The organism is Sphingomonas sp. UYP23, assembly GCF_054059235.1.
Map to the genome: position 1 here is coordinate 2,210,001 of NZ_JBSSBX010000001.1, position 11,836 is coordinate 2,221,836.

At 65.3% G+C, this 11,836-nt stretch carries 10 protein-coding genes, 1 tRNA gene and 2 rRNA genes (1 of these 13 running past the window's edge); 10 read left to right on the forward strand and 3 right to left on the reverse strand.

What is annotated here, in order from left to right; all coding sequences use genetic code 11:
• From ACVWYO_RS10870 to phbB, 6 genes are all read left to right on the forward strand, one after another.
• Positions 1 to 1,559 (forward strand): 23S ribosomal RNA (locus tag ACVWYO_RS10870) (it extends 1,239 nt beyond the left edge of the window).
• 183 nt (positions 1,560 to 1,742) lie between these two features.
• Positions 1,743 to 1,857, forward strand: a 5S ribosomal RNA gene (gene rrf / locus ACVWYO_RS10875).
• Positions 1,858 to 1,959: 102 nt separating this feature from the next.
• Positions 1,960 to 2,036 (forward strand) — tRNA-Met (locus ACVWYO_RS10880).
• A gap of 183 nt (positions 2,037 to 2,219) precedes the next feature.
• Positions 2,220 to 4,469 carry a molybdopterin cofactor-binding domain-containing protein gene (locus tag ACVWYO_RS10885; RefSeq protein WP_457350682.1) on the forward strand — a complete coding sequence of 750 codons (2,250 nt, stop codon included), beginning with the start codon at positions 2,220 to 2,222 and terminating at the stop codon, positions 4,467 to 4,469.
• Positions 4,469 to 5,473 (forward strand): ferrochelatase, encoded by a 1,005-nt coding sequence (gene hemH, locus ACVWYO_RS10890; protein WP_457350684.1) that lies wholly within the window; start codon positions 4,469 to 4,471, stop codon positions 5,471 to 5,473. The genes ACVWYO_RS10885 and hemH overlap by 1 nt, the downstream gene beginning before the upstream one ends.
• 37 nt (positions 5,474 to 5,510) lie before the next feature.
• Entirely contained in the window at positions 5,511 to 6,233 is a 723-nt protein-coding gene (phbB, locus tag ACVWYO_RS10895; protein WP_457350686.1) for an acetoacetyl-CoA reductase, read from the forward strand.
• A 363-nt stretch (positions 6,234 to 6,596) separates the two neighbouring features.
• Here phbB and ACVWYO_RS10900 read toward each other — a convergent pair whose 3' ends face one another.
• The gene (locus ACVWYO_RS10900; RefSeq protein WP_457350688.1) at positions 6,597 to 7,016 is read right to left on the reverse strand and encodes a glycine zipper 2TM domain-containing protein; all 420 of its coding nucleotides are present in this window, start codon (positions 7,014 to 7,016) and stop codon (positions 6,597 to 6,599) included.
• A 222-nt stretch (positions 7,017 to 7,238) separates the two neighbouring features.
• Here ACVWYO_RS10900 and ACVWYO_RS10905 point away from each other — a divergent pair, with 222 nt between their 5' ends.
• A complete protein-coding gene (locus tag ACVWYO_RS10905) occupies positions 7,239 to 8,183 on the forward strand; it encodes an esterase-like activity of phytase family protein (protein WP_457350690.1) in 945 nt (314 codons plus the stop codon).
• A 1-nt stretch (position 8,184) separates the two neighbouring features.
• Here the strand turns inward: ACVWYO_RS10905 and rpmB are convergent, their stop codons facing one another.
• Positions 8,185 to 8,490 (reverse strand): 50S ribosomal protein L28, encoded by a 306-nt coding sequence (gene rpmB / locus ACVWYO_RS10910; protein WP_133192112.1) that lies wholly within the window; start codon positions 8,488 to 8,490, stop codon positions 8,185 to 8,187.
• Between the two features lie 182 nt (positions 8,491 to 8,672).
• Here rpmB and ACVWYO_RS10915 point away from each other — a divergent pair, with 182 nt between their 5' ends.
• A complete protein-coding gene (locus tag ACVWYO_RS10915) occupies positions 8,673 to 8,960 on the forward strand; it encodes a hypothetical protein (protein ID WP_457350692.1) in 288 nt (95 codons plus the stop codon).
• Between the two features lie 58 nt (positions 8,961 to 9,018).
• The gene (locus ACVWYO_RS10920; protein ID WP_457354957.1) at positions 9,019 to 9,447 is read left to right on the forward strand and encodes a nucleoside deaminase; all 429 of its coding nucleotides are present in this window, start codon (positions 9,019 to 9,021) and stop codon (positions 9,445 to 9,447) included.
• Between the two features lie 147 nt (positions 9,448 to 9,594).
• Here the strand turns inward: ACVWYO_RS10920 and ACVWYO_RS10925 are convergent, their stop codons facing one another.
• Positions 9,595 to 10,284, reverse strand: a complete 690-nt coding sequence (locus tag ACVWYO_RS10925) for an OmpA family protein (protein ID WP_457350694.1) — start codon at positions 10,282 to 10,284, stop codon at positions 9,595 to 9,597.
• A gap of 168 nt (positions 10,285 to 10,452) precedes the next feature.
• Here ACVWYO_RS10925 and ACVWYO_RS10930 point away from each other — a divergent pair, with 168 nt between their 5' ends.
• Positions 10,453 to 11,778 (forward strand): hemolysin family protein, encoded by a 1,326-nt coding sequence (locus ACVWYO_RS10930; protein ID WP_457350696.1) that lies wholly within the window; start codon positions 10,453 to 10,455, stop codon positions 11,776 to 11,778.
• Positions 11,779 to 11,836 lie beyond the last annotated feature (58 nt).

The following is an 11,836-nucleotide window of genomic DNA, read 5'->3' on the forward strand; positions in this document are numbered from 1 at the left end:
GTAAGCCTGTGAAGCGATCTGGTAATGGGTCGTGGAGGTATCGGAAGTGCGAATGCAGACATGAGTAGCGATAAAAAGGGTGAGATGCCCTTTCGCCGAAAGACCAAGGGTTCCTGCGCAAGGCTAATCCGCGCAGGGTGAGTCGGCCCCTAAGACGAGCCCGAAGGGGGTAGTCGATGGGAACACGGTTAATATTCCGTGACCTGGTGGTGTGTGACGGATCTCGTGTGTTGTCTTCCCTTATTGGATTGGGAAGGCTTCGAAGAGGTCCCAGGAAATAGCCCCACCGTATAGACCGTACCCGAAACCGACACAGGTGGTCAGGTAGAGTATACCAAGGCGCTTGAGAGAAGTGTCCTGAAGGAACTCGGCAAATTGCCTCCGTACCTTCGGAAGAAGGAGGCCCCAACTAAGCGCAAGCTCTGTTGGGGGGCACAGGCCAGGGGGTAGCGACTGTTTAGCAAAAACACAGGGCTCTGCTAAGTCGGCTTCAAGACGACGTATAGGGCCTGACGCCTGCCCGGTGCCTGAAGGTTAAGTGGAGGGGTGCAAGCTCTGAAATGAAGCCCAGGTAAACGGCGGCCGTAACTATAACGGTCCTAAGGTAGCGAAATTCCTTGTCGGGTAAGTTCCGACCTGCACGAATGGCGTAACGACTTCCCCACTGTCTCCAGGACATGCTCAGCGAAATTGAATTCCCCGTGAAGATGCGGGGTTCCCGCGGTTAGACGGAAAGACCCCGTGCACCTTTACTGCAGCTTCAGAGTGGCATTAGGAAGAAACTGTGTAGCATAGGTGGGAGGCTATGAAGCGTTGGCGCCAGCTGACGTGGAGCCATAGGTGAAATACCACCCTGTTTGTTTCTGATGTCTAACCTCGATCCATGAAACTGGATCAGGGACCCTCTGTGGCGGGTAGTTTGACTGGGGCGGTCGCCTCCTAAAGAGTAACGGAGGCGCGCAATGGTGGGCTCAGGACGGTTGGAAACCGTCTGTTAGAGTGCAATGGCATAAGCCCGCCTGACTGCGAGACTGACAAGTCGAGCAGAGACGAAAGTCGGTCATAGTGATCCGGTGGTCCCTCGTGGAAGGGCCATCGCTCAACGGATAAAAGGTACGCCGGGGATAACAGGCTGATAACCCCCAAGAGCTCATATCGACGGGGTTGTTTGGCACCTCGATGTCGGCTCATCACATCCTGGGGCTGGAGCAGGTCCCAAGGGTTTGGCTGTTCGCCAATTAAAGTGGTACGTGAGCTGGGTTCAGAACGTCGCGAGACAGTTTGGTCCCTATCTGCCGTGGGCGTCGAAATTTGAGAGGAGTTGACCCTAGTACGAGAGGACCGGGTTGAACATACCTCTGGTGTACCTGTCGTTCTGCCAAGAGCGCAGCAGGGTAGCTATGTATGGACGGGATAACCGCTGAAAGCATCTAAGCGGGAAGCCTCCCTCGAGATAAGATTTCATAGAGCCGTCAGAGACCATGACGTTGATAGATCGGATGTAGAAGTGCGGTAACGCATGGAGCTAACCGATACTAATTGCTCTATTCGCGCTTGAGAGTCCCACCATCAATGACAATCCTGGGTAACCAGCACGTCACAGATGGCGGATGATCAAATGCAACGCCTGATTAACAACTACCATCTTCAGATTGTCGTAAACGTGCACCGATTTTAGGAGCTCCGCCGCAAGGCGGGGCTTCCAGAGAACCCGAACCTTTTGCTGTTCACTGGCTCCATTGCTTGGTGGCTATAGCGTCAGTGCCCCACCCGATCCCATCCCGAACTCGGCCGTGAAACCTGACTGCGCCGATGGTACTATCGCTTAAGCGATGGAAGAGTAGGTCGTCGCCAGGCATTGAAGCCGGTGAACACAAAACGTTCGTGTCTCTCATGAGAACCCATCACATGTCATCTAAACCCCGCTCGCGCTTGCGAGCAAAACACACAACACCCTGTCGCGGGGTGGAGCAGCCCGGTAGCTCGTCAGGCTCATAACCTGAAGGTCACAGGTTCAAATCCTGTCCCCGCAACCAAACCGACACACCAAACCGTCTCAGGATCTCCCGAGGCGGTTTTTTTGTGCCCGCTTGCCGCGGTCGGCGCTCGAGCCCAACCAAGGCTCGCGGACCCGACATCGCCGTTCGCCAGCACCGGGAAGCCCCGTCCAGACGCAAACCGAACTGGCGGGTCGCCGCGGGGCGCGATAGAGCGTGGCGATGGCATTTTCCCAGCTTCCCACCGTCGACCGCCGCACGTTGTTGATTGCGGGCGGGGCGGGGATTGGTTTGGTCGTTGCGTGGCAATTGTGGCCGCGTAGCTATGCCGGCAATCTGACCGCCGACCCGGGCGAGACGATCTTCGGCGCGTGGCTCAAGATCGGTGATGACGGACGAGTCATCGTCGCGGTGCCGCAGGCCGAGCATGGCCAGGGCATCTATACCGCGCTCCCGCAGATCGTCGCCGACGAGCTCGGCGCCGATTGGCGCACCGTCGGGGTCGAACCTGCGCCATCGAACCCGCTCTACGCCAATCCGTTCGGCGCCGAACAACTGTTCGAACAACCCGATAACGGCCTGCTCAAACAGTGGCGCGATGGCCATGCGGTGCGGCTCGGACTGACGTTGACCGCCGGGTCGAGTTCGGTGCGCAGTTTCGAGGACCCGTTGCGTACAGCCGGGGCTGCGGCGCGCATCCTGTTGTGCAAGGCAGCCGCAGCGCGATGGAAGATCGATTGGCAGGCATGCAGCACCGCCGAAGGCTTCGTTTCCCATGGCAAGGACCGACTGCGCTTTGGCGACCTCGCCGCGGAAGCGGCGCGCGATTTTGGCAACGCGGCGCTCCCCGATCCGCTGCCGCTGCGCAGCGATCCTGCCGGGCGGCTGTCGGGCCAGTCTTTGCCGCGGCTCGATGCGCCCACCAAGATCGACGGGTCGGCGACGTTCGCCGGCGACGTGCGGTTGCCCGACATGGTCTATGCCAGCATTCGTCAGGGACCGGTCGGCGACAGCACATTGGTGCGCGTCGATCGTGCGGCGGCGGACCGGATCAGCGGCGTGCTGCAGGTCGTCACCACCGATCGCTGGGTCGCCGCGATCGGCAATAGCTGGTGGGCGGCGAACCGCGCGCTCGACGCACTCGCACCGCGCTTCGAGACCAAGGGCCCGGTTGTCTCGACCGCGAGCATCGACGCCGCTCTGAAAGCCGCGCTTGCTCAACCGGGAACGCGAATGATCGAGCAGGGCAATGTCGCCGCAGCATTCGAGGGCGCACGGCTCGTCGCTGCCGAGTATCAGGTCGGGCTCGCGCCGCACGCCGCACTCGAGACGATGACCGCGACCGCCCAGCTCAGCCACGGACGGCTCGAACTGTGGTTGCCGACCCAGGCCCCCGGCATCGCGCGCGCCGCGGCGGCCGCCGCCATCGGGCTCGCCGAGGCGGCGGTCCTCGTCCATCCGATGCTCGTCGGCGGATCGTTCGGCGCCAATCTCGAGACGCACTGCGCGGCGCAGGCGGCGGTGCTTGCGCAGGCGATCAAACGCCCGGTCCAGCTCGTCTGGAGCCGCGTCGAGGATCTGCTGCACGATCGCTATCGCCCGCCGGCGCGCGCACGGATGACGGCGCGGCTCGGCACCAACGGGCAGATCCTCGGCCTGTCCGCCAAGATCGCCGCGCCGGCGACGGGGCACGCGCTCGCGCGCCGCATGTTCGCGCAGGATCGCGGCGTCGGCGCGGCGCTCGCGCTCGCCGGATCGGCCGACCCCTATGCGGTCGCAGGCGCGATGCCGGCCTATCGCATTCCGGCCTTCACGGTCGATCATCACCCCGTCGAGATCGGTGTGCCGACCGGACATTGGCGCTCGGGCGCGCACAGCTACACCAGTTTCTTCACCGAATGCTTTCTCGACGAGCTCGCGCATGTCGCGGGGACCGAGGCGCTGTCGTTCCGCATCGCCATGCTCGGTGGTGACGCGCGGCTAGCGCGCTGCCTGTCGACCGCGGCGTCGCTTGGCGGTTGGGAGGGCGGCGTTGCGGGAAGCGGGCAGGGGATCGCGTGCCACAGCTTTCGCGGTAGCCATATCGCGGTACTGGTCGAGGCGCATGTCGGCGAGGGGCAGGCGGTCAGCGTCGACCGTATCGTCGCCGCAGTCGATTGCGGGCGGCAGATCAACCCCGACCTCGTCCGCCAACAGATCGAGGGCGGCCTGCTGTTCGGCATGGCGGCGGCGACCGGCTGTGCGACGGGCTTCAAGGACAATCTCGCGACCGCGCGCGGGCTCGGCGCGCTCGGCTTGCCGCGGCTCGCCGACACGCCCGATATCACCGTCGAACTCGTCGCGAGCGAGGCGGATCCGGGCGGGGTGAGCGAACTTGCCGTACCACCGGTCGCGCCAGCGATTGCCAATGCGCTGCAAGCCGCTACGGGCTATCGGCTGCGGAGCTTGCCGCTATTGCCCGGAACCGTCTGATGCTGCCTGCCAATCATCCCCCGATTCCCGCACGCAAGGTCGGCGTGCTGCTGACCAATCTTGGTACGCCCGATGGCGCCGACACCAAGTCAGTCAAACGCTATCTCGCCGAATTCCTGTCGGACCGGCGCGTGGTCGAGATCCCGCCGTTGATCTGGCAGCCGATCCTGCGCGGCATCATCCTCAATACCCGCCCGCAAAAGTCCGCCGAGGCCTATGCACAGGTGTGGAGCGAGGACGGATCGCCGCTCGCTGCGATCACCAAGGCGCAGAACAGGGCGCTGCAGGGCGCGTTCGGGCCGGGCGTGATGGTCGATTGGGCGATGCGCTATGGCAAGCCGTCGATCCCCGAGCGACTGCAGGCGATGAAGGACGCCGGGTGCGAGCGCATCCTCGTCGCGCCGCTCTATCCGCAATATTGCGGCGCGACGACCGCGACCGCCAACGACAAGGCGTTCGAGGCGCTCGCGAAGATGCGCTGGCAGCCTGCGCTGCGGACGTTGCCGCCCTATCACGACGATGCGGTCTATATCGATGCGCTTGCGCGCTCGATCGAGGCGGGCGTCGCGGCGCTCGATTTCGAACCGCAGGCGATTGTCGCGAGCTTCCACGGCATGCCGCAGCGCACGCTCGAACTGGGCGATCCGTATCACTGCCATTGCCAGAAGACCGGGCGGCTGCTCGGCGAGCGGCTCGGCAAGCCGTTGATCGTGTCGTTCCAGTCGCGCTTCGGCCGCGCGAAATGGCTCGAGCCGGCGACCGACATCACGCTCGAGGAATTGCCTGCCAAGGGTATCACCCGGATCGCGATCGTCGCGCCAGGCTTTTCGGCCGATTGCCTCGAGACGCTCGAGGAGCTCGCGATCCGTGGGCGGGAGAGTTTCGAGGAAAAGGGCGGCACGCATTTCGCCTATATCCCGTGCCTTAATGCCAGCGACACCGGTATCGAAATGTTGCGCACTTTACTCGCGCGTGAACTTGAAGGCTGGGTGGCCGCCGCTTAGCGTGCGCCCCGGACACAGATCCTTTGAGGAGAGTAGAATGGCACGCGTCGCGATCGTAACCGGCGGAACCCGCGGGATCGGCGAGGCGATCAGCCTTGCGCTCCAGGATCACGGGATGACCGTCGCGGCGACCTATGCCGGCAATGATGACCGCGCGCGCGAGTTCACCGAACGCACGGGAATCGCCGCCTACAAGTGGGACGTCGCCGATTACGACGCCTGCCAGGATGGTTGCGCACGCGTCGCCGCCGATCTCGGGCCGGTCGATGTGCTCGTCAACAATGCCGGCATAACGCGCGACGGCACGATCATGAAGCTCAGCTACCAGGCGTGGAAAGAGGTGATCGACACCAATCTTGGCGGGTGCTTCAACATGGCCAAGGGCGTGTTCCCGGGTATGCGCGATCGCAAATGGGGGCGGATCGTCAATATCGGGTCGATCAACGGCCAGGCCGGGCAGTACGGCCAGGTCAATTACGCTGCGGCGAAATCGGGCATTCACGGCTTCACCAAGGCGCTGGCGCAGGAGGGCGCGCGCGCCGGTGTGACGGTGAATGCGATCGCGCCGGGCTATATCGATACCGACATGGTGGCGGCGGTGCCGGCCGAGGTGCTCGAGAAGATCGTCGCGAAGATTCCGGTCGGGCGGCTGGGTCAGGCGAGCGAGATCGCGCGGGGCGTTGCGTTCCTGTGCTCGGACGAGGGTGGGTTCGTGACCGGCTCGACGCTGAGCATCAATGGCGGGCAGCATATGTACTGACGGGCTAGGGGATCCCCGCAAAGGACGACTTTGCGGGGATCCCGCAGGCGCGGCCACGCCCGCGCCGATCGCGCAAAGTGCGAGCGCCCGGCACGGCGAGAGGACGGGGCTAACCCTGATCCGGCCGACGGTTTTGCCGACGGCGTTGCTAGGCAGACCGCGTGCCAAAGAAAGAGGCCGGCCTCCTCGAGGAGAAGCCGGCCTCACACCCTCGCTGCGTGCCACGAGGGTAACCCTGTCATCGTCCAGCGCCGGCGGCAAAACCGCCGTCGGTCGGATTCGCCCGAGGGGGCGGCCCGCCGGCCGTGCCGAATGCTGCGGGCTATGCCCGCACTGGCGCGGTCGTCGCCGCGTCTGCACTCGTCACCGGCAGCGCTGCCCGTCCTTCTCGATCGCGCGGCCGGCAAGCGCGCCGCCGCCTGCGCCGAGTACGGTTCCAAGCGTCCGGTCGCCGCGGCCTGCGATGGTGTTGCCGAGCAGGCCGCCCGCAATCGCGCCGAGGATCGTGCCCGTATTGCCGGAATTGCAGCGCGACCGGTTGTAATAACGGCGCCCGTCGTCATAGCGGCGTCCGTCTTCGTATCGGCGCCCATCGTCATAGCGGCGGTCGTCGCGATAGCCGCGGCGGTCCTGATAGCCATCGTCGCGATTGTAGCCGTCGCGATAGGCCTGGGCATAGGCGTAGCCCTGATCGTCATAGCGCTGCGCGGCAGCGGGAGTGGCCGCCAGCCCCGAGGCAGTCATGGCAATCGCGGTAGCGGCGAGCGTCAGCTTCTTGATCATGGTGCGTCTCCTGATAGGCGGTGGTCCAATGATGTCGTTATGGCGACTCGCTGCTGAGGCGACCCTGAATGCGCTTGTTAGCCACCGTTCATCGCAGCGACGGACCGAAACGCGGTTGCGCGCGCTGCGTGCCTCCCGCAGGGGCGGGGGATGCGAATTCTGTGGTCGGTCCTATTGTGCGTCGTTCTCGTTCCTGACTGGATGGGCGCACAGCGGCGCCCTGTGTTCGATCCCACCTATCCCTTTCAGGCCGAGCCGGTCGAACTCGACTTCGCCGATCCGCACGCCACGCGCGTAGGAGATCTCGTATGGCTCGGCGGGATCAAGCTATCGAGCGGCGACCCCGCCTTTGGCGGCTTTTCGTCGCTGCACGTGGCGGGCGACCGCTTCACGCTGCTGAGCGACGGCGGCGATGTCCTGCGCTTCACGATGGGGCGCGACTTCCGGCCGCATCAGCGCAACATCACCACGCTTCCCGACGGCCCCGGGCAGGGGTGGAACAAACGCGACCGCGACAGCGAATCGATGAGCGTGGATCCCAAGACCGGCGATGTCTGGGTCGGGTTCGAGAGCTACAATCAGTTCTGGCGATACGATTCGGGCTTTCGTCGCGCGCTGGAGCATGTCGCGCCGCCGGTGATGAAGAACTGGCCCGAAAATGAGGGCCCGGAGGCGATGACGCTGCTGCCAGGCGGCGGGATGGTGACGATCGACGAGACGACACCCTGGCCCGATCAGCCCGGTCGCGGCGGGATCGTTTTCTATGGCGATCCGGTCAAGCAGCCGCGCCGGGGCTTCCGCTTCAACTTCATCCCCCCTGAGGGGTATGACGTCACCGACATGACGGTGCTGCCCGACGGGCGCTGGCTGATCCTCAGCCGTCGCTTCGCACAGCTGCGCTTTTCGAGCACGCTGACGATCGTCGATCCCAAAAAGGTTACACGCGGCGCAGGCGTGCGCGGGCGCGACATCGCGACGATCGCGGCACCGCTGCTGCACGACAATTTCGAAGGGGTCGCCGCCACGCGCGAAGCGGGCACGACAATAGTCTGGCTCGTCTCGGACGATAACCAGTTCGCGCTACAGCGCAGCCTGCTGTTCAAGTTCAGGCTCGATCCGGTCGGGCGCCCCAACAGCGATGGGAAGCCCGACCGAAGCAAAGGGTAGGTTAGGCGGCAGCCTGCGGCGCAGCGGCCGTCAGCTTCTTCGACACGTCGCGCTTGAGGCGACGCGCGCGCAGCGAGAGCTTGTCGTTGGTCGTCTTAACGAGCCAGTTGTCGAGCCCGCCGACATGCTCGACCGAACGCAGGCCGTGCGCCGAGACGCGCAGCTTGACGCTGGTGCCGAGCGCGTCGGAAATCAGCGTGACGTTCTGCAGGTTCGGCAGGAACGTGCGCTTGGTCTTGTTGTTCGCGTGGGAAACGTTGTTACCCACCATCCGGCCCTTGCCGGTCAGTTCGCAGATGCGCGACATCTTGAATTCCTGAATACCAGATTGAGCCGTGAAGCAGCTCGTGAAGGCGGGGCGCATACCGAACGTAAGGCCCTTGGTCAACCGTATGGGGCGATTCGTGGGGCGTTCGACACGACTTGCAACCTTCAGGACGACACCGCGTTGGTTACGGTAACGATTCGAATGCCCTGTTGGAGAAGATCATGCGGTTTCTATTGGCTCTGGTCGGGCTTGCTGCCCTTGTCGTGATCGCGCTCGTATCGCTGGGTATGCTCAAGATCGATACCAGAGCGGGCTCGCTGCCGTCGCTCAGCGTCAACGGCGGCAAGGCGCCCGAGGTCACCGCCAATATGGCAACGGTCGAATTCGGCAGCGAAAACAAGGCGATCGAAGTTCCGACGGTGACGACGACGACCAAGACCATTTCGGTCCCGACGTTGCGCGTCAACAAGCCGACCGGCGCCGACGGCAACAGCGTCACCACGCAGTAAGTAGCGATTTGCGGCTGAGTGGGGCATGGGGACGGTCGTGATCCCCATGCCCCTTTTCATGCGCGCCGCGCTCGATGCCGCCGCCGCCGCCGGTGCCGCCGGTGAAGTGCCGGTCGGCGCGGTGGTGGTGCTCGACGGCCGCATCATCGCGACCGCGGCGAACGCCCCGCGCACGCTCCACGACCCGACGGCGCATGCCGAGATGCTGGCGATTCGCGCCGCCGCTGCAGCGATCGGCGACGACAGACTGCAGGCCTGCGATCTGTGGGTCACGCTCGAGCCGTGCGCGATGTGCGCCGGGGCGATCGCGCATGCCCGGATCGCGCGGCTCTATTACGGCGCGAGCGACGCCAAGGGCGGCGCGGTCGAGCACGGCCCGCGGCTGTTCTCGCAAAGCACGGTGCATCACCGGCCCGAGATATTCCCGGGGATCGGCGAGGGCGAGGCAGCGGCGTTGCTCAAGGCGTTCTTCGCCGAGCGGCGGTGAGAACCGCTAACCGTCACCCAAGCTAACGTCACCCCAGCAAAAGCTGGGGTCTCCGGCGTGGGGCACCGCGCGAGCATCCCGAGACCCCAGCTTTCGCTGGGGTGACGGACGGCGGGGCGGGGTGCTGGATGGCGGGTAGCGCCGCGCCTAGCGCAGATCGGTATCGGCGATCGGCACGATCTTGATCTCGACCCGGCGATTCGCCGCCTGGCCTTCGGGCGTTTCGTTCGAGGCGATCGGCTGCGCCTTGCCGAATCCCTTGGTGCCGAGGCGCGCACGGTTCACGCCATGCCCGGCAAGATACGCCGCGACCGATGCGGCGCGGCGCTCGGACAGGCGCTGATTGTACGCATCCGAGCCGACCGAATCGGTATGGCCATAGATATCGACGAAAGCGTGATCATGCGCGCGGAGCACGCCGGCGATCTGGTCGAGCGTCGGCTGGAAGCCGGGTGCGACCGCGTCGCTCTTGTACGCAAAGCTCAGGCCCGACGGGATGCTGAGGATCAGATCGTCGCCGCGCCGCGTCAGCTGGATATCGGTGCCCGCGGTCCGCGCGCGCAGCTCGGATTCCTGCTCGTCCATATAGCCGCCGATCGCCGGGCCGACGATGCCGCCGATCCCCGCCGCGGCGATTTTTGCAGTGCGCAAACGGCGCCCGCCGATCAGATCGCCCAGCAGATAGCCGCCGAGTGCGCCATCGATCCCACCGACAGCCCCACCGACTGCGGTCTCCGATACGGACGGCAGCCGCGGGGCGCGATCGGTCGCGCACGCGCCCGTCGCGAGCAGCGCACCCAGCGCTGCGGTGGTGGCCAGGGTGCGGACGGTAGTCATTCTGATATCCCTCTGGTGCAGCCGTTGCGGGCCGATACGGCCGAACCAACCCGGCAGACGCGGGGGGCTGTTCCGCTTGCGCACCGACGTCGAATTCGCCGCTGGGGCTTTAACGGGTGCGAGAACGGTTGTGCAATGAACCGATTCGCGCGAAAGGTGCGCGGCGCCATGCACCCGCTTCCCCCCTTTCCCTGGATCGACGTCGCGATCATCGCCGTGTTGATTATCGTCAACGGCGTCTTCGCGATGTCCGAGCTCGCTATCGTCTCCGCGCGCAAGGCGCGGCTCGAGGCGATGGCGCGCGTCGGCGCGCGCGGTGCCCGCACCGCGCTCGCGCTCGCCGCCGATCCCGGCAAGATCCTGTCGACGACGCAGATCGGCATCACGCTGATCGGCATCCTCTCTGGCGCCTATTCGGGTGCGAGCCTGGGCGGCCCGGTCGCGGCGCGGCTCGGGTTCCTCGGGTTCGGGACCGAGGCGACGCAGTCGCTCGGTTTCGCCCTCGTGATCGGCATCACCACCTACGCCTCGCTGGTGATCGGCGAACTCGTTCCCAAGCAGATCGCGCTGCGCGCGCCCGAGCCGCTCGCCGCGGTGATGGCGGGTCCCGTGCTGCTGCTCGCGCGCCTCACCGCGCCGCTGGTGTGGCTGCTCGATTCATCCTCGGGGCTGCTGTTCCGGCTGATGGGATTGAAGCGCGAGAGCGAGGAGCATGTCACCGCCGAGGAGCTCCATCTGATCGTCGCCGAGGCGAGCAAGTCGGGTATCATCGAGGAGCATGAGCGCTCGATCATCTCGGGCGTGGTGCGCCTCGCCGATCGGCCGGTGCGCGAGGTGATGACGCCGCGCACCGATATCGAGTGGATCGACGCGACGATGGACGATGCCGGGATCCGCGCCGCGCTCATGCTCGCGTCGCACAGCCGGCTGCCGGTGACCGAAGGCTCGGTCGACACCGTGATCGGCGTGGTGCAGGCGCGCGACATCGCGGTCGCCTTGCTGCAGGGCGGGGCCTTCGACCTGCGCGCGCTGATGCGCCAGGCGCCGGTCGTGCTCGACCAGATCGATGCGATGGACGCGCTCGACGCGCTGCGCCAGGCCGAGGTGCCGATGGCGCTGATCCACGACGAATACGGGCATTTCGAGGGGATCGTCACCCCCGCCGATCTGCTCGCGGCGATTGCCGGCGAATTTGCCTCGGACACCGACCCAGACGATGCACCCTCGGTGGTGACGCGCGACGACGGCTCGCTGCTGGTCGCAGGCCAGATGGCGGTCGATGCGCTTGCCGAGCGGCTCGGCATCGATCTGCCCGAGGGGCGCGATTACGCGACTGTTGCCGGGTTGGCGCTGGCAGTGTTCCGCCATCTGCCGGGCGAGGGCGAGAGCTTCGTCGAGCAGGGCTGGAAGTTCGAGGTGGTCGACCTCGATGGACGCCGCATCGACAAGCTGCTGGTGAGCCGGGCGCGCGAGGCCGGGTTCCGGTTGGGCTAGGGACGCCGCGCACTACCCGCTGGGTGCGGGATCTGGCGCACGGCATGCACCGTGCTCG